At 65.2% G+C, this 21012-nt stretch carries 20 protein-coding genes and 1 tRNA gene; 10 read left to right on the top strand and 11 right to left on the bottom strand.

Annotation, left to right across the window (positions count from 1 at the left end; all coding sequences use genetic code 11):
- Positions 1–62: 62 nt before the first annotated feature.
- Together ACREYQ_RS04595 and uraH are read right to left on the bottom strand one after the other, a co-directional pair.
- Positions 63–1280, bottom strand: a complete 1218-nt coding sequence (locus tag ACREYQ_RS04595; protein ID WP_432259601.1) for a urate hydroxylase PuuD — start codon at positions 1278–1280, stop codon at positions 63–65.
- A 31-nt stretch (positions 1281–1311) separates the two neighbouring features.
- Positions 1312–1665 carry a hydroxyisourate hydrolase gene (uraH, locus tag ACREYQ_RS04590; protein WP_029044808.1) on the bottom strand — a complete coding sequence of 118 codons (354 nt, stop codon included), beginning with the start codon at positions 1663–1665 and terminating at the stop codon, positions 1312–1314.
- Positions 1666–1964: 299 nt separating this feature from the next.
- Here uraH and ACREYQ_RS04585 point away from each other — a divergent pair, with 299 nt between their 5' ends.
- The 5 genes from ACREYQ_RS04585 (at position 1965) to ACREYQ_RS04565 (ending at position 7165) form a co-directional block, all read left to right on the top strand.
- The gene (locus tag ACREYQ_RS04585) at positions 1965–2735 is read left to right on the top strand and encodes a GntR family transcriptional regulator (protein WP_432259600.1); all 771 of its coding nucleotides are present in this window, start codon (positions 1965–1967) and stop codon (positions 2733–2735) included.
- A gap of 176 nt (positions 2736–2911) precedes the next feature.
- Complete coding sequence (locus tag ACREYQ_RS04580) at positions 2912–4318, top strand: nucleobase:cation symporter-2 family protein (RefSeq protein WP_432259599.1); 1407 nt, start codon at positions 2912–2914, stop codon at positions 4316–4318.
- Between the two features lie 127 nt (positions 4319–4445).
- Complete coding sequence (puuE, locus tag ACREYQ_RS04575) at positions 4446–5396, top strand: allantoinase PuuE (protein ID WP_432259598.1); 951 nt, start codon at positions 4446–4448, stop codon at positions 5394–5396.
- Positions 5393–5911 carry a 2-oxo-4-hydroxy-4-carboxy-5-ureidoimidazoline decarboxylase gene (gene uraD / locus ACREYQ_RS04570; protein ID WP_432259597.1) on the top strand — a complete coding sequence of 173 codons (519 nt, stop codon included), beginning with the start codon at positions 5393–5395 and terminating at the stop codon, positions 5909–5911. The genes puuE and uraD overlap by 4 nt, the downstream gene beginning before the upstream one ends.
- Before the next feature lie 186 nt (positions 5912–6097).
- On the top strand, positions 6098–7165 hold the full coding sequence (locus tag ACREYQ_RS04565) for a porin (RefSeq protein WP_432259596.1): 1068 nt from the start codon (positions 6098–6100) through the stop codon (positions 7163–7165).
- Between the two features lie 53 nt (positions 7166–7218).
- Here ACREYQ_RS04565 and ACREYQ_RS04560 read toward each other — a convergent pair whose 3' ends face one another.
- On the bottom strand, positions 7219–7407 hold the full coding sequence (locus ACREYQ_RS04560) for a hypothetical protein (RefSeq protein WP_432259595.1): 189 nt from the start codon (positions 7405–7407) through the stop codon (positions 7219–7221).
- Here ACREYQ_RS04560 and ACREYQ_RS04555 point away from each other — a divergent pair.
- Positions 7406–7651, top strand: coding sequence for a hypothetical protein (locus ACREYQ_RS04555; RefSeq protein WP_432259594.1), 246 nt, complete (start codon positions 7406–7408; stop codon positions 7649–7651). The genes ACREYQ_RS04560 and ACREYQ_RS04555 overlap by 2 nt on opposite strands.
- Positions 7652–7767: 116 nt before the next feature.
- Here ACREYQ_RS04555 and ACREYQ_RS04550 read toward each other — a convergent pair whose 3' ends face one another.
- Positions 7768–10089 (bottom strand): NADP-dependent malic enzyme, encoded by a 2322-nt coding sequence (locus tag ACREYQ_RS04550; RefSeq protein ID WP_432259593.1) that lies wholly within the window; start codon positions 10087–10089, stop codon positions 7768–7770.
- 406 nt (positions 10090–10495) lie between these two features.
- Positions 10496–11113, bottom strand: a complete 618-nt coding sequence (locus tag ACREYQ_RS04545) for a DUF4136 domain-containing protein (RefSeq protein ID WP_432259592.1) — start codon at positions 11111–11113, stop codon at positions 10496–10498.
- A gap of 287 nt (positions 11114–11400) precedes the next feature.
- Between ACREYQ_RS04545 and pepN the strand changes: the two genes are divergently transcribed.
- The 3 genes from pepN (at position 11401) to ACREYQ_RS04530 (ending at position 15436) form a co-directional block, all read left to right on the top strand.
- On the top strand, positions 11401–14097 hold the full coding sequence (pepN, locus tag ACREYQ_RS04540) for an aminopeptidase N (protein WP_432259591.1): 2697 nt from the start codon (positions 11401–11403) through the stop codon (positions 14095–14097).
- Between the two features lie 97 nt (positions 14098–14194).
- Complete coding sequence (locus tag ACREYQ_RS04535; RefSeq protein ID WP_432259590.1) at positions 14195–15211, top strand: class 1 fructose-bisphosphatase; 1017 nt, start codon at positions 14195–14197, stop codon at positions 15209–15211.
- Between the two features lie 149 nt (positions 15212–15360).
- Positions 15361–15436: transfer RNA gene (locus tag ACREYQ_RS04530), tRNA-Thr, on the top strand.
- A gap of 268 nt (positions 15437–15704) precedes the next feature.
- On the opposite strand, the gene ACREYQ_RS04525 is transcribed toward ACREYQ_RS04530, so the two are convergent.
- The 5 genes from ACREYQ_RS04525 to ACREYQ_RS04505 all read right to left on the bottom strand — a co-directional run bounded on the left by ACREYQ_RS04525 (position 15705) and on the right by ACREYQ_RS04505 (position 19139).
- Positions 15705–16277: a DUF4337 family protein gene (locus ACREYQ_RS04525; RefSeq protein WP_432259589.1), complete on the bottom strand. Its 573-nt coding sequence runs from the start codon at positions 16275–16277 to the stop codon at positions 15705–15707.
- Between the two features lie 34 nt (positions 16278–16311).
- Positions 16312–16908 carry a ParB-like protein gene (locus ACREYQ_RS04520; RefSeq protein ID WP_432259588.1) on the bottom strand — a complete coding sequence of 199 codons (597 nt, stop codon included), beginning with the start codon at positions 16906–16908 and terminating at the stop codon, positions 16312–16314.
- Between the two features lie 90 nt (positions 16909–16998).
- Positions 16999–17148, bottom strand: coding sequence for a hypothetical protein (locus ACREYQ_RS04515; RefSeq protein WP_432259587.1), 150 nt, complete (start codon positions 17146–17148; stop codon positions 16999–17001).
- 205 nt (positions 17149–17353) lie between these two features.
- Positions 17354–17548, bottom strand: a complete 195-nt coding sequence (locus ACREYQ_RS04510; RefSeq protein ID WP_432259586.1) for a hypothetical protein — start codon at positions 17546–17548, stop codon at positions 17354–17356.
- Positions 17549–17750: 202 nt separating this feature from the next.
- Positions 17751–19139 carry an FAD-binding oxidoreductase gene (locus tag ACREYQ_RS04505; protein ID WP_432259585.1) on the bottom strand — a complete coding sequence of 463 codons (1389 nt, stop codon included), beginning with the start codon at positions 19137–19139 and terminating at the stop codon, positions 17751–17753.
- Between the two features lie 246 nt (positions 19140–19385).
- On the opposite strand from ACREYQ_RS04505, the gene ACREYQ_RS04500 reads away from it, so the two are divergent.
- The gene (locus tag ACREYQ_RS04500) at positions 19386–20498 is read left to right on the top strand and encodes a CapA family protein (protein WP_432259584.1); all 1113 of its coding nucleotides are present in this window, start codon (positions 19386–19388) and stop codon (positions 20496–20498) included.
- A 178-nt stretch (positions 20499–20676) separates the two neighbouring features.
- On the opposite strand, the gene ACREYQ_RS04495 is transcribed toward ACREYQ_RS04500, so the two are convergent.
- A complete protein-coding gene (locus ACREYQ_RS04495) occupies positions 20677–20871 on the bottom strand; it encodes a hypothetical protein (RefSeq protein WP_432259583.1) in 195 nt (64 codons plus the stop codon).
- Positions 20872–21012 lie beyond the last annotated feature (141 nt).

The following is a 21012-nucleotide window of genomic DNA, read 5'->3' as shown; positions in this document are numbered from 1 at the left end:
TGCTCGGATTTCGCGGGCCGGCGGCACGCGCCGGCCCTGATGCTGTTCAGGTCAAGCCACCCTTAGTTGGTGGTCTTGGCACCGCCTTCGAACCACTGGCCCAGCAGGGCGCGTTCGTCGTCGGTGATCTGCGTCACGTTGCCCAGCGGCATGGCCTTCTGCTGCACGGCCTGCTGGTAGATCAGCTGGGCGTGGGCCTTGATGTCTTCCGCGGTATCGAGCTTGATGCCCTTGGCTGCGGTCGGCATCATCTTCGGCTGCTCGGCGTGGCATTGCACGCAGCGAGCGTTCACGACTTCCTGCACCTTGGCAAAGCTGACGGCGGTGGCGGCGGCAGCGGCGTCACCGCCTTCGGCCTTGGCCACGGTCGGGCGCGGTTGCGGCGCAATCAGCACGGCCACCACGGCCAGCGCGGCAACGCCGGCGGCAGGCCACAGGACGTTGATCTTGCCCTTGTGCTTCAGGATGAAGAACTGGCGGATCAGCACACCGGCCAGCATGATCAGGATCAGCACGGCCCAGTTGTACTTGTAGCTGTAGGTCATGCTGTAGTGGTTCGACAGCATCGCGAACAGCACCGGCAGCGTGAAGTAGGTGTTGTGCACGCTGCGCTGCTTGCCACGCTTGCCGTGGATCGGGTCCACCGGCTGGCCGGCCTTCAGTGCCGCCACCACCTTGCGCTGGCCCGGGATGATCCACACCAGCACGTTGGCGCTCATGATCGTCGCGACCATCGCGCCGGTCAGCAGGAACGCCGCGCGGCCCGAGAAGATATGGCAGGCCACGAATGCCGCAGCAGCAATGTAGAGCGCCACCAGGATGCCGACGGTGCGGTCGCTCTTGCCAAACAGCCGGCAGATGCCGTCGTAGACGATCCAGCCGATCAGCAGGTACGACACCGCAAAGCCGACCGCCGCGCCGGGCGACATGTCGAACACGTTCTTGTCGATCAGGAACGTGCTGGCGTTGAACAGGTACAGCACCACCAGCAGCGCGAAGCCGCTCATCCAGGTGGAATACGACTCCCAGTAGAACCAGTGCAGGTTTTCCGGCAGCGCCTTGGGTGCGGTCAGGTACTTCTGCGGGTTGTAGAAGCCGCCGCCGTGCACGGCCCACAGTTCGCCGTCGACGCCCTTTTCCTTCAGGTCAGGCGCCGTGGGCTTCATCAGGCTGTTGTCCAGCCACACGAAATAGAACGAGGAACCGATCCATGCGATGGCGGTGATGACATGCACCCACCGCAGCAGCATATTGGCCCAGTCGAGGATATAGCCTTCCATGTCTTGTCTCCTGTTTCCCTATGCCACCGCTTCAGCTGCCGCGGTAGGTCGAGTACGACCAGGGCGAAACCAGGAGGGGCACGTGGTAGTGCGCGTTGACATCGGCAATGCCGAAGCGCAGGGGCACCACGTCCAGGAACGCCGGCTCGGGCAGCTTCGTGCCTTGCGCGCGGAAGTAGTCGCCAGCGGCGAATTCCAGTTCATACACGCCGGCGGCAAGGTCGGCGCCTTCCAGCAGCGGCTGGTCGCAGCGGCCGTCGTGGTTGGTGACCACGGTTTTCAGAGTTTCGCGGCGATTGTCGACAATTTTATGGAGCGTAATCGACATGCCCTGGCCGGGCGTGCCGGCAGCGGTGTCGAGTACGTGTGTGGTCAAGCGTCCCATCGTGTTTTTCCTTAGGCGATTGGGTTGTGAGGGGCGCCGCTGCCTTCACTAGCACCGTTTGTGGGAACGGTGCCCGCTCGGTACGTCTGGTAACGCATCCCGGCGCTGGGTTGGTGCGTGGCGACAATGCGCCCGCACCCACCCGGTTGGCAATTCAGGGATTTCCCTGAGTTGTCGAAAACCTGAGTCGGTTTTGTTGACAATATTGAAGCAGTAACCAAATAATTGTCAACAATTTTTGGATCACCGCTGCCTGATGCCCAGGATTTGCGGTGCTCCGCCTGACTGCTGGTGCCACGATGTCCAAGAGCCTGAAGCTGATTGCCGCCAACGCCGAGTCCAAGGCCGACGCCGAGTTGACCGAGATCCAGGCGGGCAAGCCCGCCAAGCCCGCCCGCAAGGGCTCGGTCGAAGAGCGCATGTATCACGAGATCTACGACGCGATCATGGAGCACCGGCTGCCGCCGCGCACCAAGCTGACCGAGCACTCCCTTTGCGAGATCTATGCCACCGCGCGGCACACGGTGCGCAAGGTGTTGTCGCACCTCGCCGCCGACGGCATGGTCGACCTGGAGCCCAACCGCGGCGCCTTTATCGCCAGCCCGTCCACCGACGAGGCGCACGACATGTTCGAACTGCGCCAGATGCTGGAACGCGCGGTGCTGGAAAAGCTCGCCGCCATGCGCGACGTCAAGACCGTGATCGCGCCGCTGCGCCAGATGGTGGCCAGCGAGCGCCAGGCCTTCCTGACGCATGACCGGCCCAAATGGATCCGCCTGTCCGCCGAGTTCCACACGGCACTGGCAGAGCTGTCGGGCAACGCGCTGCTGGTCAACATGATGCGCCGGCTGGTGTCGCGCACCACGCTGATGATCGCCAGCGTGGAAGCCCCGGGCAACAACGCGTGCTCGTTCGATGAACACGAAGAGATCCTTGACGCACTCGAACAGGGCAATGCCGCGCTGGCCCAGTCGCGCATGGCGCACCACCTTGGCGCTTGCGCCGAGCGCGTCCAGCCCGACGAGCCGGGCAATTTCGATCTTCGCAGCGTGCTGGGCCGCTCCACCTAGCACGGTGTTCCCGCCCTGCCCCGCATACAAGGCCAGACCTGGCGGCAAACAGCACCCGGCAGACAAACGAGAGTGCTGAGACGACAGGCAGATAACGGTCCGGAGCCCCACCGGGATCCAGGACCGAGGCCAGGGCAGTGGCGTTCCCATCAAACCAAAGGAGAGGAGACGCACCAATGAATTCCGCAAGCACCACGGTCCCCACGGACCTCACCAACGAGCGTTTGCCTTCCGGGCGCCTGCTCGCGCTCGGGTTGCAGCACGTTCTGGTGATGTACGCCGGCACGGTTGCCGTGCCCCTGATCGTCGGTGGCGCGCTCAAGCTGCCCAAGGACCAGCTGGCGTTCCTGATCAACGCCGACCTGTTCGCCGCCGGGCTGGCCACGCTGATCCAGGCCTTTGGTTTCTGGAAGTTCGGCATCCGCCTGCCGGTGATGATGGGCGTGACCTTCGCCTCGGTGGCGCCGATGATCGCCATCGGCACCGATCCCAACGTTGGCCTGCTCGGCATCTACGGCGCCGTGATCGCCTCGGGGATCTTCGGCATCCTGATAGCACCGATGATGGGGCGCATGCTGGGACTGTTCCCGCCAGTGGTGACCGGCACGGTGATCACGCTGATCGGCGTGTCGCTGATGCGCGTGGGCATCAACTGGGCGGCCGGCGGCCAGCCCACCACCCGCGCCGTGATCGACGGCGTGGCCAAGGAGGTGCCCAACCTCGCCTACGGCGACCTGACCAACCTCGGCATTGCCGGCCTGACGCTGCTGATCATCCTGCTGCTGACCAAGTACGGCCGCGGCCTGGTGGCCAACTGCGCGGTGCTGCTGGGCATCATCGCCGGCACGGTGGTGGCGATGGCCATGGGCAAGGTGTCGTTCGAAGGCCTGAATGAAGCCAGCATCGTCGCCGTCATCACGCCGCTGCACTTCGGCATCCCGACCTTCGAAGTGACCGCGATCCTGTCGATGTGCATCGTCATGCTGATCACGCTGGTGGAATCGACCGGCATGTTCCTGGCGCTGTCGGACATCACCGGCAAAAAGCTGAGCAACGAGGACCTGACCCGCGGCCTGCGCGCCGACGGCCTGGGCACCGTCATCGGCGGCATTTTCAACACCTTCCCGTACACCTCGTTCTCGCAGAACGTTGGCCTGGTCACCGTGACCGGCGTGCGCTCGCGCTATGTGGCAGCCGCCGGCGGCATCATCCTGATCGCCTTCGGCCTGTTCCCCAAGATGGCCCACGTGGTGGCCTCGGTGCCGCAGTTCGTGCTGGGCGGCGCCGGCATCGTGATGTTCGGCATGGTCGCCGCCACCGGCATCCGCATCCTGGGTTCGTGCGATTTCAACCGCAACCGCCACAACCTGTTCATCGTCGCCATCTCGATCGGCTTCGGCATGATCCCGACGCTGGCGCCGACCTTCTTCCAGTACCTGCCGAAGTGGACCGTGCCGTTCACCCACAGCGGCATCGTGCTGGGCACGATCGTGGCCGTGGCGCTGAACCTGTTCTACAACGGCATCCAGTCGCGCGAAGAGGCCATGCGCAACGCCGCCGCCAACACGCACGGCACGGAGTAAGCGAGGCAACGGTATCGAAGTATCCGGCACCAACGGCCCGGCGCGACTGGCACGTTCATTGCGTGACGGCCGGCGCTTGCGGGCAGCGCGGCGGTGCCGGAAGTTTTCCTGAAGCAAGCAACGACACATGACAAAAGATAACTATCCACGCGATCTCATCGGTTACGGTGCCCAGCCGCCGCACGCCCGCTGGCCGGGCGGCGCGCGCGTTGCGCTGCAGTTCGTCCTCAACTACGAAGAGGGCGGTGAAAACTGCGTGCTGCACGGCGATGCCGCCTCCGAGCAGTTCCTCTCCGAGATCGTCGGCGCCGCGGCCTACCCCGACCGCCACATGAGCATGGAGGGCATCTACGAATACGGCTCGCGCGCCGGGGTCTGGCGCCTGCTGCGCGAATTCGAGAAGCGCGGCCTGCCGCTGACCATCTTCGGCGTGTCGATGGCGCTGCAGCGCCATCCGGAACTGACCCGCGCCTTTGTCGAACTGGGCCACGAAATCGCCTGCCACGGCTGGCGCTGGATCCACTACCAGAACATCGACGAAGCCACCGAGCGCGAGCACATGCGCATCGGCATGCAGATCATCAAGGACCTGACCGGCGAACTGCCGCTGGGCTGGTACACCGGCCGCGACAGTCCCAACACGCGCCGCCTGGTGGTGGAGCACGGCGGATTCCTGTACGACTCCGACTACTACGGCGACGACCTGCCCTTCTGGACCGAAGTCGAAGTCACCGGCGGCCAGAAGAAGCCGCACCTGGTGGTGCCGTACACGCTCGACTCCAACGACATGCGCTTTGCCACGCCGCAGGGCTTCAACACCGGCGAACAATTCTTCCAGTACCTGAAGGACGCGTTCGACGTGCTGTACGACGAAGGCGACCCGAGCGGCCAGGACAGCCCCAAGATGCTGTCGATCGGCATGCACTGCCGCCTGCTCGGCCGCCCGGGCCGCTTCCGCGCGCTGCAGCGCTTCCTTGACTATGTGCAGGGTCATGACAAGGTGTGGATCTGCCGCCGTGTCGACATCGCCCGCCACTGGGCCGAAACCCACCCCTACACTCCCCGGAAACAAGCATGAGCCAGACCTACACCATCGCCCAACTCAACACCATGCCGGTCGCGGAATTCGTGCAGGTGCTGGGCGGCATCTACGAACATTCGCCGTGGTTTGCCGAGACCGCTGCCGCGCAACGGCCCTTCGCCGACGCCGCAGCGCTGGCGCTGGCCCTGCGCAAGGCGGTCGATGAAGCCGGCGAGGCGGCCCAGCTCAAGCTGGTGCGCGCCCACCCGGAGCTGGCCGGCAAGGCCGCCGTGCGCGGCGAGCTGACCGCCGAGTCCACGCGCGAGCAAAGCGGCGCGGGCCTGAACCAGTGCACGCCCGAGGAATTCGACCGCCTGCAGTCGCTCAACGCGGCCTACAACCAGAAGTTCGGCTTCCCGTTCATCCTGGCCGTGCGCGGCTACGACCGCCACGGAATCATCGCGGAGTTTGCGCGCCGCGCGGAAAACACGCCGCAGCAAGAGTTGCAAACTTGCATCAGCCAGATCCATCGCATTGCGCAGTTCCGCCTTGACGACTTAGTATCCGCCTGAACAAAAAAGCGTTGCCTGTAGAACAAAAAACGCTGTACCGGATGCCGCCAGCACCCCTTGCACCACATCACCGAGCCAGCCAGCCAGCCAGGCGGCACGAATAATAAGTACCAATACATTAGAAGAACCCGACAGGGACCCAGTACACAACGTTCCCAAGCAGGATCAAACCACGGAGGTCTAACAATGCAGAAGCAGTACAAGCCGGCACTGAAGCTGGCGGCGGTAGCGGCTACCCTTTTCTCCGGCGCGGCCATGGCCCAGTCCAGCGTCACGCTGTACGGCCAGGCCGACATGTTCGTCGGCGGCGTCAAGAACCCCGGTTCGGGCGATCGCGCATGGGTGGCCAACTCGGGCGGCATGCAGACGTCCTACTGGGGCATCAAGGGCACCGAAGACCTGGGCGGCGGCACCAAGGCCATCTTCGACCTGAACGGGTTCTTCCGCACGGACACCGGCTCGATGGGCCGCTTCAACGGCGACTCGATGTTCAGCCGCAACGCCTACGTCGGCCTGCAGAATGACAAGCTGGGTACGCTGAAGCTGGGCCGCAACACGACCCCCTACTTCATCTCGACCATCCTGTTCAACCCGCTGGTCGACTCGTACGTATTCTCGCCGACCATCTTCCACACCTACTTCGGCGCCACGAGCAATGGCGTGGCCGATCCGGGCATCATCGGCGACTCGGGCTGGAACAACTCGGTGCTGTACTCCACGCCGAACTTCGGCGGCCTCACCGGGAACCTGATGTACTCCGCAGGCGAGAAGCCAGGTGCTGACGGCAAGAACAAGTGGGGCGGCAACCTGATGTACTTCAACGGGCCGTTCGCCGCGACCGTCGCGTACCAGCAGGTCCGCTTCAACGCCGTCCCGGACGACCTGTCCGCAGCGGGCTTCAGCCGCCAGGATGCCGTCCAGGCCGGCGTCACGTACGACTTCAAGGTGGTCAAGCTGTTCGCCCAGGGCCAGTACATCCGGACCAAGGCCAGCACGGCCGCCAGCGGCGACATCAAGCACACCAATGGCCAGATCGGCGCTTCGGTGCCCGTCGGTGCCGGCAACGTGCTGGCGTCCTACGCTTACGACAAGACCAAGAACTCGATCGGTGACTTCAAGCGCAACACGTTTGCCGTCGCCTACGACTACAACCTGTCCAAGCGCACGGACGTGTACGCCGCGTACTACTACGACAAGATCACCGGCATCGAGCACGGCGATACCTTCGGCGTGGGCGTGCGTCACAAGTTCTGATGACGTAAGCGCCTCACCGGCAGTCCTGAAGCCCGCCTTTTTGGCGGGCTTTTTCATTGCCGCGTACGCATCACTCCCTGCAAGAATCCGCCGCTGCGATGCTGCACCGCGCCATTCGCTGCCAAGGCGCAGGGCAGATCGAACATCGGCGCTTCATAGGCGGATTCAATTGGAATGGCTTCATTACGCTTCCTAGATTGGTGTTCCAGGCCTGAAAAACCATAGCGAGCGAGGTGACTCATGCGGCGATATGCGAAGACCCGGTCCGAACTGATGGCCATCCTGAACCAGTGCCTCGATAACAACCCCGAGTGCGGCGAATGCGAGTTGCACGCGGTGCGAATGCACCAGCCTGACCATACCGGATGCAACTGGAGCGCCGAGGTCGATTTCCCGCAGGAGTCCGTCGACAATGTGGGCCATCAGTTGGCGGCAGCCAAATCGATCATCGTGGTCATGCGCGAGCAATACAACGTGCTGCAATAGCCACCATGCCAACCGCCCCTGCCGCGCGAATGCGGCGGGGCAGCAAGCAACAAAAAGCCGGGTCATCGACCCGGCTTTTTACATGGCGCGCGCCTCTCGGCGCACCTGTTACTGCATCAACGCAGCGCGTTGCTCTCGGCCACGGCGACAGCCGTCATGTTGACGATACGGCGCGTGGTGGCTTGCGGGTTCAGGATGTGCACCGGCTTGGCCGCGCCCAGCAGGATCGGGCCCACCGTCACGCCCTGCCCGCCCGTGATCTTGAGCAGGTTGAAGGCAATGTTGGCGGCATCCAGCGTCGGCATCACCAGCAGGTTGGCGCTGCCTGCGAGCTTGGTCGACGGCAGGAAGTGGCGGCGCACGTCTTCGTCCAGGGCAGCGTCACCCTGCATCTCGCCTTCCACTTCCAGGTGCGGTGCCACCTTGGCCAGGATTCCCGCGGCCTCGCGCATCTTGCGCGCCGACGCACGGGTAGAGGAACCGAACATCGAGTGCGACATCAGCGCGACCTTGGGGACGAGGCCGAAACGCGCGATTTCCTCGGCGGCCAGTTGCGTGATCGCGGCCAGTTCGTCGGCGGTGGGATCCTCATTGACGAAGGTGTCGGTGATGAACAGCGTATGCTTTTCCAGCATCAGCGCATTCATCGCAGCGAACACCTTGGCGCCCGGCGCCAGGCCGATCACGTCGCGCACGTGCTCGAGGTGTGCCTCGAAGCGGCCCACCGTGCCGCACAGCAGCGCGTCGGCATCGCCCATGTGCATCAGCATGGCGCCGATCAGCGTGTTGGAGCGGCGCAGTGCCACCTTGGCCATGTCCGGCGTAACGCCGTCGCGGCCGCGCAGGGCGTGGAAGGCCTCGTGGTAGGCGCGATAGCGCGGGTCTTCTTCTGGATTGACCAGATCGAAGTCCACCCCGGCCTTGAGGCGCAGGCCGGCCTTCTCGATGCGCATCTGGATCACGTGCGGACGGCCGATCAGGGTGGGGCGGGCCAGCCCTTCGTCGACCACGGTCTGCACCGCGCGCAGCACGCGCTCTTCCTCGCCCTCGGCATAGGCCACGCGCTTGGGCGCGGCCTTGGCGGCCGAGAACACCGGCTTCATGATCAGGCCGGTGTGATAGACATAGGTGGAAAGCTGCTGGCGATACGCTTCCAGGTCCTTGATCGGGCGCGTGGCCACGCCGGACTCTTCGGCGGCCTTGGCCACCGCCGGCGCGATCTTCTCGATCAGGCGCTGGTCGAACGGCGTCGGAATGATGTAGTCCGGGCCGAACTTCAGCTCGCGGCCACCGTAGGCGGCGGCGACGGCGTCGTTCAGCTCGGCCTCGGCCAGCTCGGCAATGGCCTTCACGCAGGCCAGCTTCATCGCTTCCGTGATCTTGGTCGCGCCGCAGTCCAGCGCGCCGCGGAAGATATACGGGAAGCACAGCACGTTGTTGACCTGGTTCGGATAGTCCGAACGGCCGGTGGCGATGATGCAGTCCGGGCGGGCGGCCTTGGCCACTTCCGGGCGGATCTCGGGCTCGGGGTTGGCCAGCGCCAGGATGATGGGCTGGTCGGCCATGGTCTTGACCATCTCGGCGCTCAGCACGCCGGCGGTGGAGCAGCCCAGGAAGACGTCGGCGCCGTTGACGATGTCGGCCAGCGTGCGCGCCGAGGTGTCCTGCGCGTAACGGGCCTTGTTGGCTTCCATGTTGGCGTCGCGGCCAACGTAGATCACGCCCTTGGAATCGACCACCGAGATGTTCTCGCGCTTCACGCCGAGGCTCACCATGGTGTCCAGGCAGGCTATCGCCGCCGCGCCCGCGCCGGACACGGCCAGCTTCACCTTGCCGACGTCCTTGCCGACCACCTTCAGGCCATTGAGCAGCGCCGCGGTCGAAATGATGGCGGTGCCGTGCTGGTCGTCGTGGAAGACGGGAATGTTCATGCGCTCGCGCAGCTTCTGCTCGATGTAGAAGCACTCCGGCGCCTTGATGTCTTCCAGGTTCACGCCGCCCAGCGTGGGCTCCAGCGCGGCAACGATCTCCACGATCTTGTCGGGGTCGCGCGCGTCGAGCTCGATGTCGAACACGTCGATGCCGGCGAACTTCTTGAACAGGCAGCCCTTGCCCTCCATCACCGGCTTGCCGGCCAGCGGGCCGATGTCGCCCAGCCCCAGCACGGCGGTGCCGTTGGTGACCACGGCGACCAGGTTGGCACGCGAGGTGTACTCGGCGGCGGTGGACGGGTCCTTGGCGATTTCCTCGCAGGCATAGGCCACGCCCGGCGAGTAGGCCAGCGACAGGTCGCGCTGGTTGGACAGCGCCTTGGTCGCGGTTACCTGGATCTTTCCCTTGGTGGGGCTGCGGTGGTATTCCAGCGCAGCGAGGCGCAGTTGCGCTTCAGGACTGTTCGGGGCATGTTGCGGTGCATCACCGCTGGTCTTGCTGCTCATTGGCTCGTCCGGAAAATGGCCCGGACCGGAAGCGTCCCTCTCCCGCCATGGTTCGGCCCGGCCCGATCAACAAGAGCCGGCAGCGAAGGACAACATCTGGCAGCGAAACTGACGATTCCGGCAGTCAGGCCGGAAAAATCGAGCAGATATTCTAGCCCACGCGCCCGCGCAAAGTACCCCCGGCGCCCGCCTGCAGGCCGCATTTCGGGCGGATTATTCTCGTTAAACAGCTTTTACCATTGGGTATGCAATGAAGGTGCAGAAGCATGCCTTTGCATGCATCCGCACGCATCGAACTTTCAATGTCCTGTCGTTCCCGCGCAGGCGGGAACCCACTAACTCTTGAAGACGCTGGATTCCCGCCTGCGCGGGAATGACGAGAGGAATTGACACCCTGACGGCCGCCCTACTTAGTGTTCTTCTCGACCTCCAGCGTCACCCGGCGCGGACGGCCGCTCTCAGCCGGGAAGTCGGTAAAGGCGCTGCGAATCAGGTAGGGCATCACGGCCGGCAGGCTGCCGTTCTCGGTCTGGTTCTGCGCGGTGACCTGGTAGACCCGCTTGCCGCTGGCGGCATCCTTGAAATACACCCGCAGGCTGGAAAACGTCACCGGCACGTCGCGCACCACCGTCTGCGGCGGCCAGTAGCCCGGCCCCCACGGGCCCCACGGGCCCCAGGGCCCCCATGGGCGGTAGTAGCCGGGTCCCCAATAAGGGCCCCATGGGCCGTAATCCGGGTAGACCGTCTCGGCCACGCGCACCAGGCCGGGCGCGGCGTCATAGTCCATGCTGACGCGATAGCGCGCCTGCCTGGCCGGCACCTGCTCGAAGCCGAGCCCCGTCAGCGCCGTGGCCAGCCACTGCTCATAGGTCTGCCGGTCCAGTTGCGCGGCCTGCTCGGCGCTGCGCTCGAAGCTGTACGTGCGCGGGGCATCGTTCTGCCAGCCCGCCTGGCCGAACGCCGTGACATCGGTCGTCACGGTGCTGGCGCATCCCGACAGCAACAGCGCCGCCAGCAGCGCCATCGCCCCCCACCATCTGCGCGGTCCCGGCCAAATGCCTGCCGCCCCTTCCTTACCGACACCGCCTGCGCGCTGCCACATAGAGCTACCTCGCTTTCCTGTCCATTGAAATCCTGCGTGTCTCTGAGACCACGCCGACGGCGCGGAATTCCCCGTGCCGCGTTGGTGCGCTCCCCGCCAGACCGTGCCTCGACCCCTTGGCTACAATGAGGACTTCAGCGCCATGCATCGCTTGCACGCGCCTGGCCGCCCCCATTTTCCTAACGGTCTTCCGAAGACAGGATCCTTCCATGCTGCGCACCGACACGCCCGTTACCGTCTATCGCAAGGACTATACCCCGCCGCCGTTCGCCATCGACCATGCCGATCTGGTGCTGGAGCTCGATCCCCAGCGCACCGTGGTCACCAGCACGCTGCGCTTCGCGCGCCAGGCCGGCGCACCCGATGCACTGCTGGTGCTGGCCGGGGAGGAGCTTGAACTGATCGGCGTCAGCCTGGACGGCAAGCCGGTCGCCAACGCCACCCAGGACGGCGGCACGCTGACCATCCCCGGCCTGCCGGCGCAGGGCACGCTGGAGATCACCTCCGCGTGCCAGCCCGCGGCCAACACCACGCTGTCGGGCCTGTACGTGTCCAACGGCAATTTTTTCACCCAGTGCGAGGCCGAGGGATTCCGCCGCATCACCTACTTCCTGGACCGCCCCGACGTGATGGCGACCTACCGCGTCACGCTGCGCGCCGACCGCGCCGCGTATCCGGTGCTGCTGTCCAACGGCAACCTGGCAAGCCAGCGCGAGCTGCCCGGCGGGCGCCACGAAGCCGTGTGGGAAGACCCGTTCCGCAAGCCGTCCTACCTGTTCGCGCTGGTGGCGGGCAAGCTGGAATGCATCGAGGAACGGATCCAGTCCGCTTCCGGCAAGGACAAGCTGCTGCAAGTCTGGGTCGAGCCGCGCGACCTCGACAAGACCCGCCATGCCATGGATTCGCTGATCCACTCGATCCGCTGGGACGAGCGCCGCTTCGGGCTGGAACTGGACCTGGACCGCTTCATGATCGTCGCCGTGGGCGACTTCAACATGGGCGCGATGGAGAACAAGGGCCTAAACATCTTCAACACCAAGTACGTGCTGGCCAACGCGCAGACCGCCACCGACACCGACTTCGCCAATATCGAGGCGGTGGTCGGCCATGAGTACTTCCACAACTGGACCGGCAACCGCGTCACCTGCCGCGACTGGTTCCAGCTCTCGCTCAAGGAAGGCCTGACGGTGTTCCGCGACCAGGAGTTCTCGGCCGACATGATGGGCTCGGAATCGGGCCGCGCGGTCAAGCGCATCGAGGACGTGCGCGTGCTGCGCCAGGTGCAGTTCCCCGAGGACGCCGGCCCGATGGCGCACCCGGTGCGCCCCGACAGCTACGAAGAGATCAACAACTTCTACACGGTCACCGTGTACGAGAAAGGCGCCGAGGTCGTGCGCATGTACCAGACCCTGCTCGGCCGCGACGGCTTCCGCAAGGGCATGGACCTGTACTTCCAGCGCCATGACGGCCAGGCTGTTGCCTGCGACGATTTCCGCGCGGCCATGGCCGATGCCAACGGCCGCGACCTGAGCCAGTTCGGGCGCTGGTACAGCCAGGCCGGCACGCCGGTGGTGACAGCGCGCACGGACTGGAACGGCGACGACGGCAGCCTGACCCTGACGCTGTCGCAGCGCTGCCCCAAGGTCGGCATCGAGACCCGTGCCGGCACGCCCGACAAGCAGCCCTTCCATATCCCGTTCGCGGTGGGCCTGCTTGGCGCGGACGGCAAGGACCTGCCGCTGCAGCTGGAAAGCGAAAGCGCACCGGGCGCGACTACGCGCGTACTCGACTTCACGCACGCCGAGCAGAGCTTCCGCTTCATCAACCTGCCGCGCGGCGCCGGGGCGCCGCTGCCCTCGCTGCTGCGCAACTTCTCCGCGCCGGTGATCGTCGATGCCGAATACACCGACGCGCAGCTGACCTTCCAGCTGTCGCACGACAGCGACGCCTTCAACCGCTGGGAAGCCGGCCAGCGCCTGGCCACGCGCGCGCTGCTGCAACTGGTCGCCGACGTGCAGGCCGGGCGCGAGCTCAGGCTCGAGCCCGCGCTGGCGCAGGCCATGCGCGCGGTGCTGACCGACGATACGCTCAACCCCGCCTTCCGCGAGCAGGCGCTGGTGCTGCCCGCCGAGGCCTACCTGGCCGAACGCATGGGCGTGGCCGATCCCGCCGCCATCCACCGCGCGCGCCAGTTCATGCGCGAAGGCCTGGCCCGCGCGCTGCAGGCCGACTGGCTCGCCGCCTACGACGCCAACGCCACGCCGGGCCCGTACTCGCCCGACGCCACCTCGGCCGCCAAACGCGCGCTGCGCAACCTCGCGCTCGGCTACCTGGCCGACAGCGGCGACGCCGCGATGCAGGCGCTGGCCGAGCAGCAGTACCAGGCCGCCGACAACATGACCGACCGCTTCGCCGCGCTGTCGGCGCTGGTCAACAGCTTCGCCCCCGGCCGCGAGCACGCGCTGGCGGACTTCTACGCGCGCTTCGAGGACGACCCCCTGGTGATCGACAAGTGGTTCTCGCTGCAAGGCATGCAGCGCGGCGAGGTGGGCCCGCACGCCGGCAAGCGCACCATCGACACCGTGCACGCACTGATGGAGCACCCCGCCTTCAACCTGCGCAACCCCAACCGCGCGCGCTCGCTGATCTTCAGCTTCTGCTCCGGCAACCCGGCGCAGTTCCACGCCGAAGACGGCTCGGGCTACCGCTTCTGGGCCGACCAGGTGCTGGCGCTCGACACCATCAACCCGCAGGTGGCCGCGCGCCTGGCGCGCGTGATGGACCGCTGGCAGAAGTATGAACTGGCGCTGCGCGACCGCATGCGCGCCGAACTGGAGCGCGTGGCCGCCAGCAGCACGCTGTCGCGCGATGTGCGCGAGATCGTCGGCAAGGCGCTGGCCGCCTGAGCGGCGCCCATGACACAAGGAGGCCCGCCAATGCCCCCTTTGCCCGGCCCCGCGTGGCCGGGCATGTAGAATTGCGGCCATCCAAGGAGAACCAACCATGACTCGCATCAGCCTCACCCGCTACCTGGTCGAGGAGCAGCGCAAGCACAACACGATCCAGCCCGAACTGCGGCTGCTGATCGAAGTGGTCGCGCGCGCCTGCAAGGCCATTTCCAACGCCGTCAGCAAGGGCGCCCTCGCCGGCGTGCTGGGCTCGGCCGGCACCGGCAACGTGCAGGGCGAAACCCAGCAGAAGCTGGACGTGATCGCCAATGAAGTGCTGCTCGACGCCAACGAATGGGGCGGCCACCTCGCCGCCATGGCGTCGGAAGAAATGGAATCGTTCTACGAGATTCCCAACCGCTACCCGAAGGGCGAATACCTGCTGATGTTCGACCCGCTGGACGGCTCGTCGAATATCGACGTCAACGTCTCGATCGGCACCATCTTCTCGGTGCTGCACATGCCCAAGCCGGGCCAGACCGTGACCGAGGCCGACTTCATGCAGCCCGGCACCCACCAGGTCGCCGCCGGCTACGCCGTCTACGGCCCGCAGACCACCCTGGTGCTGACCGTCGGCAACGGCGTGCACATGTTCACGCTGGACCGCGAGGCCGGCAGCTTCGTGCTGACCCAGTCCAACGTGACGATCCCGGAAGACACCAAGGAATTCGCCATCAACATGTCGAACATGCGTCACTGGGCCCCGCCCGTGCGCCGCTACATCGACGAATGCCTGGCCGGCGACGAAGGCCCGCGCGGCAAGAACTTCAACATGCGCTGGGTCGCCTCGATGGTTGCCGACGTGCACCGCATCCTGACCCGCGGCGGCGTCTTCATGTACCCGTGGGACAAGCGCGAGCCGGAAAAACCCGGCAAGCTGCGCCTGATGTACGAAGCCAACCCGATGGCCATGCTGGTCGAACAGGCCGGCGGCGCCGCCACCAACGGCCACCAGCGCATCATGGACGTGCAGCCCGAAAAGCTGCATCAGCGCGTCTCCGTGATCCTGGGCTCGAAGAACGAAGTGGAGCGCGTCACGCGCTACCACCTGGAAGCCGAAGGCAAAGCCTGAGTCCGGCCACGCGGCAATGAGACAGGGCGCCCAGGTGGCGCCCCGTTTTCTTTGAGCCCCGGCCGGATGGCATGGGCGACACAAAGGGCTTCACAAGGCGAAAGAACGCTGCTACTATTGCGGGCTGTTCCACTTCGCCGGAACATGTTGCCGAAGTAGCTCAGTCGGTAGAGCAGCTCATTCGTAATGAGAAGGTCGGGGGTTCGATTCCTCTCTTCGGCACCAGGAATACAAGGGGTTACAGCGCGCCAGCCTGTAGCCCCTTTCTCTTTTCCGGCAGCCTGTTGGCATCATGCAGGTTTTCTCGCGAATCGCGGTGGTGGCAGGCATGGATTCGCTCAAAAAATCGCTCAGGGCCGCCGGCAGCAAGGCCCGCGTCGAGCGCGCGGCACCGTTCCTGACGGCGATTGTCTGCGCAGGCACCTAGCCTGCCGCGCATGATCGGATGATGGACACCGCCTGCGCGCCGATCCCGTGCCAAGGCGCATCGCCGCTATACGCGTAGGACGGCGAGCAGCCCAAGCACCAGACCGACTACGCCGATGCCATACGACACCATTTGCACCCACCTGCGCCGAGTGAGAATCGTAATGGCCGCCATCGCAATTGCCATCTGCATGGCCACCAATGCCTGCGCCCATCGGTGATGGCGGTGCACTGTCCTCTCGCTGGCTGCATCCGCTTCCTTCGCGGCCTTCTCTTGTGTTTCCGCCTTCAGGCGGCTCTGCTCCTTTTCCCTTGCATAGCGCTGCGCTTCCTGCATAGCCCTGTTGCGATCGACGCCGGGCAACTGCGCGGCCAGTTCGGCAATAGCTTCCTTCTGCCCCTTCGCCTGGTAATACGCCCACTGATTGGCCGCTTCGGTTTTATGGATGGCGGCTTCGTTCTTCAGTAGCAGCGCCTCATTCTGGGTCGCTCCGCCCTCATACCCGAACAACGCGCCAACAGTCGACAAAATCGCTGTCATGACCGCGATCCTGCCGGCGAACTGGTCGGAGGACCCAGACTCGGCAGCATGGTCAAGCGCGTCGTCATGGGCGCCACGTACCTCGAACTCTTCAGACATTCGCTCCCCCGCTTGTCTTTGACTCGACCGCCGCCTACTTCGCCTTATAGCCGGGCAGACCAATGGCCAGCTTGCCCCTTGCCAGCGTCACCGCGCGCTGCACCGCTGCGCGGAAGTCAGCCTTCAGGTCCTCGACAGCAATGGAGCGGCGAAAGAAATCGGCCCAGACGAACTCGGCAAAAGCAGTAGGCGTCTTGTCATACCCGCCGGCATCGCGCACATATCCAGCGAGGGACCGATAGGGATCATCGACCAGTTTTTCAAGATGATGCGGAATGCTCGAGTAGCAGTGCCGCATGCCGTTCTCGTCCAGGGGATGAACCCACAGGTTCTTGTCCATCTCCTCCCAGAATTCATCAGGCCCGCAGGCTGACAAGTCCGACTCCACGGTGAAAAATCCGGTTTTGACGCCGGCCTCAAGTGCGGCCCGCCCGAGATGGTGGTGATCGGTGATGTACAGCTTGCCGCCTGGCCCGTCTACCGCCGGGATAGGATGGGCTTGCATGAACGCTTGTTGTTCCCCGGGTTTCAGCAAGGCCAGATGCTGCCTCTTGTCATTCACTTCAATCATGCCCACCGTGAGTTGGGTCGGGTGGAGTTCATGGATCAAGGATTCGCGGATCTTCGACATACAGACCTCCTGCAGGAAACGAGCGGGCAATTGCGTCGCGCAAGAAGTGAGGGCAACAAAAAGCCCGCCGGGTGGCGGCGGGCTGGTTGCCTACTTCTTGTGGTGGACCAGGCGGCCCCACCAGTAGTGAAGCGGATGCGCATGTTCAGGGTAAAGCGGTGACTTGTGAAAAAACTCAGCCCTGATGGCAAAAATGTACAGGGCAATAATCACGGCCGCCAAGATGAATGCTGCGAGCATGATGACCTCCTGACAGAGTGAAGATCCGCTTTGCATTTTAGGTGCTCTCCCGCAGGTCGGGGAAATCACAAGTCGGGCAGCCCCAGGCCGATTGCCCCTTCGGGCAGTATGTCGCCGACTGCCCACCCTTCCGCGCTTGACCGCGCCTTGCCAACGTCTGGCAATCATGGCTAAGGCATCACACGCTCAGGGGCAGACGAGAGCCTCAGGCTCGTCGGGCTTTTTGTTGGCCGTGATCCGGCGCAATCGGCGGTAGCGGCGGGCGCGACAGCCGTTGCGCCCACCAGTAGCGGAAAGGATGGTCGGGGTCGGGATAAAGCACCGGTTGGCTGAAGCAGCCGGCACGCTTCATCAGGAGATAGGCGGCAAGCATGGCCGCCCAGAAAACTAGCAGTTCCACGATAACGACCACCCTCGGGTGTCCAGGTGGACGTTTTCATTATAGGTAGCCGTCTGCCCAGGGGACCGATGGCGCACCCCGTGCTTACCCTAGGCCGAATGTATTGACCTGCCGCACCTCAAGCGGCGTGGATTAGGCGTGAAAGCGGGGCAGGCCGCCTGACCTGCCCCGCTTTCCTGCCCGATCCTGCAGATTGCGCCAGTTAAGCCGCGGGATTGATGTTGTGGTTATGGCGGAACAGGTTGCCCGGGTCGTAGCGCCGCTTCACCTCGACCAGCCGGCCGTAGTTGGGCCCGTAGGCCGCGCCGACGCGGTCGCTCTCTTCCTGCGTCAGGAAGTTCACATAGACGCTGCCCAGCGCGTATGGCGACGCCGCGCGGAAGACTTCGCGCGCCCAGTTGATGCACTTGTCATCGTCCGCGGGCGCATCCCAGCGTCCGTGCAGGTTCATGATGAAGTTGGCGTCGCGGCTGCAGTAGGCGGTGGCGTCAGGCGCGACACGGTTGGTCTGCCCGCCCATGGCGCCGATGAAGATCTCGCATTGCGGCGAGGGCAGCTTGCCGATCTGCTCGATCAGCATCGTGATCAGTCCATTGTCCAGTCCGGCAAAGTTGTGCGATTTCCAGTAGTTGCGCGCGCCCGGCGTCAGCAACGGATCGAAGGCCTGCTGCCATGCCGCAAGCGGCATGGGACCGACATGCTCGCCATAGGGCGTGCCCAGCTTGCGCAGCGGCTCGACCAGTTGCGGGCCTTTGTCGGGCGGGCCGATATAGCAGATCGCCAGTATCGCGACCGGCTTGCCGTGCACCTCGGGCGGCAGGAACGGCAGCGGCGGCGCCTGGCGCAGCACGGCCCAGACGGTCAGTTCGTCCGGCATCGACTTGAACAGTTCGCTGTAGGCCGGCAATACCGCGGCGGCCTGCTCCAGCGGATAGACGATCAGGCCGCCGTAGACCTCGGGGCCGACCGGGTGCAACCGGAACTCAAACATCGTCACCACGCCGAAGTTGCCGCCGCCGCCGCGCAGCGCCCAGAACAGGTCGGCATTTTCGTCGGCGCTGGCGCGCACCAGCTTGCCGTCGGCGGTCACGACCTGCGCGGACACAAGGTTGTCAACGGTGGTGCCGAACTTGCGGCTGAGCCAGCCAAAGCCGCCGCCCAGCGTCAGCCCGGCTACGCCGGTGGTGGAATTGATGCCCAGCGGCGTGGCCAGGCCAAAGGCCTGCGCCTCATGGTCGAAATCGCGCAGTGTCGCGCCAGGCTCCACATAGCCGCGTTGCGCGCGGGGATCGATGCGCACGGATTTCATCTGCGACAGGTCGAGCACCATGCCGTCCTCGCAGATCGCCAGGCCGCCGATATTGTGCCCGCCGCCGCGTATCGACAGCAGCACGCCATTGTCGCGCGCGAAGTTGACTGCGGCAACCACGTCGGCAGTCCCCGCGGCCTGCACGATCAGCGGCGGACGGCGGTCGATCATCGCGTTCCAGATGCGGCGAGCCTCGTCGTAGCCGCTATCTTGTGGCTGCAGCAGACGTCCGCGCAGTTGCGCCTTGAGTGACTCGGTTTGTTCTTGCGATGGCTGGGCCATGATGTGCCTCCCGATGCTGGTTGGAAACATCGGAAGGCGCGGCGTGCGGGTGCAGGGAGATGGCCACGAAGACCGATGACTCCATCATTTAAGGCAGGCACCGGATGAATGTAAATGGGACACCCGCCCCGCGCCCGCTCCACGCGAACCGTCGCCCCGGAAAGTGCCGCGACGCGATCATGCCGGCGGACCGTCCTATCATTGAGGAACCGCCGGCACGGTGCATCTGCGCCGTCCGGCCGGGCCATGAACACAGCCAGCCACCCTCCCCTGTTCCTGTGCGGCGACGTGATGACCGGACGCGGCATCGACCAGATCCTGGCGCACCCCAGCCAGCCGCTGCTGCATGAATCGTATGTGCATTCCGCCCTTGACTACGTGCGCCTGGCCGAGCGCAAGGCCGGTCCGATCGCGCGCCCCGCCGCGCCGGCATATCCCTGGGGCGATGCGCTGGCGGAACTGGAAAGCCGCGCCGCACAGCCGCGCATCGTCAACCTCGAAACCGCCATCACCACCAGCGACGATGCCTGGCCCGGCAAGGCGGTGCACTATCGCATGCATCCGGGCAACGTCGCCTGCCTGCAGGCCGCTGGCATCGGCTGCGCGGTGCTGGCCAACAACCATGTGCTGGACTGGGGCCGCGCCGGCCTGGCGGATACGCTGGCAGCGCTTGACGGGGCGCACATCGCGCATGCCGGCGCCGGCCCCGACGAGGCCAGCGCGGCGCACGCGGCCACGCTGCCGCGCCCCGGCGGCGGCCGTGTGCTGGTCCTGGCCTTCGCCATGGAAAACGCCGGCACACCCGCGGCCTGGCGCGCCAGCGCCGGGCATTCCGGCGTGAATCTGCTGGACGACTGGTCCGAGGCAGCGCGCGAACGCATTGCCGCGCAAGCGCGCAAGCTCAGGCGTGCCGGCGACGTGGTGGTCGTATCGATCCACTGGGGGCCGAACTGGGGCTACCACATCGATCCCGCGCAACGCGCCTTTGCCCGCGGGCTGGTGGCAGGCGGCGGCGTAGACATTGTGCACGGGCATTCGTCACATCATCCACTGGGCATCGAGCTGCATGCCGGCAAGCCGATCCTGTATGGCTGCGGCGACTTCATCAACGACTACGAAGGCATCGGGGGGTACGACACTTACCGGCCGGACCTGGCGCTGATGGTCTTCGTCAGCTTCGATGCCGGTGGCAGCGCCGACCTGCGGCTGGTGCCGTTACGGCGCAGCCACTTCCGGCTGGCGCATGCGCGCGAAGTGGACCTTGCGTGGCTGCAGGCCATGTTCGAAGACGAAGGCCGGGCGCTTGGCACGCGCGTGGAGCGCAGTGGGTTGCATGAGTTGCGCCTGTGGGCGGCCTGAGGCAGCCGAGGCGCCGTCACGAAAGAGCCCGCCGTAATGGTAATGCCGTTCAGTTGAGGTCTCAAACGCCACCGTCATTCCCGCGCAGGCGGGAATCCAGCGTCTTTGACGTCCCCTTCGGGGATGAAGTCACTGGGTTCCCGCCTGCGCGGGAACGACGGTGGTCAACTAAGGGGCATTACCGCCGTAGTGGCGGGCTGTCCGATAGCGAATCGCCAGACGTCAGTGGCGATGTGTGATCAAACCAGGTCCGCACCGACTGCTCCTGCTGCTGCAGCAGCGTCGGGTTCTTCTCGCGCAGCATCCAGATGACAAATGCGGCGCACGCGACCAGGGCGATCAGCACCAGCGCGGTGATCAAGGTAGCAGCCATAGCAACCTCCGTTGGGTAGTGGTTGCACCTACAGTGTAGTTCGCCCGGCAGCCAGCGCGGAATGCAGAAAGGCCAGCCTCGATGGCTGGCCTTTCCGCTTATTCAAGTGCCACGTGTGTCGGTTCCGTGTAACGCTTCCAC

Origin of the sequence: Cupriavidus sp. TMH.W2 (genome assembly GCF_050847365.1) — a bacterium.
Lineage (GTDB): Bacteria > Pseudomonadota > Gammaproteobacteria > Burkholderiales > Burkholderiaceae > Cupriavidus.
The sequence above is the reverse complement of the archived record's forward strand: the minus strand, read 5'-3'. Positions and strand labels throughout refer to the sequence as shown.